This window comes from Bacillus sp. SSR7 (genome assembly GCF_055902415.1).
Window position 1 is genome coordinate 1 of the sequence record NZ_JBVVXV010000048.1, and the last position, 606, is coordinate 606.

General features: G+C 37.0%; 1 pseudogene. It reads left to right on the forward strand.

From position 1 onward, the window contains the following. Positions 1-606: pseudogene (malS, locus tag AC0NJG_RS28585) on the forward strand (oxaloacetate-decarboxylating malate dehydrogenase); the annotation flags it as partial.

Below are 606 nucleotides of genomic sequence, written 5' to 3' on the forward strand. Positions count from 1 at the left end.
AAGTATTATTTTATCGTATTTTAACAGATCATTTACGCGAAATGTTACCAATCGTATATACACCAACTGTTGGTGTAGCGATTCAAAGATATAGTCATGAATATCGTAAACCACGTGGTGTGTATTTATCAATTAACGATCCGTCAGGTATTGAAGAAGCGTTCGCCAATATTGGTGCAACAGCAGAAAATATTGATTTAGTCGTTGTAACAGATGGAGAAGGTATACTTGGAATTGGTGACTGGGGCGTTGGTGGTATTAACATCGCAATCGGAAAATTAGCTGTTTATACAGCCGCAGTTGGAATCGATCCTAGTCGTGTATTACCAGTAATTTTAGATGTAGGTACAAACCGTGAGGAACTATTAAACAATCCATTTTATATTGGAAATCGTCACCCTCGTATAACAGGTGAAGCATACGATGAATTTATTGATACATTTGTACGAGCGGTAAATAAACAATTCCCGAAAGCACTTTTACACTGGGAAGACTTTAGCTCTCGAAATGCACGAAAAATTTTAGATAAATATCGTCATGATATTTGTACGTTTAATGATGATATTCAAGGTACAGGTGCAGTTTCCCTTGCGGCTGTATTATCGG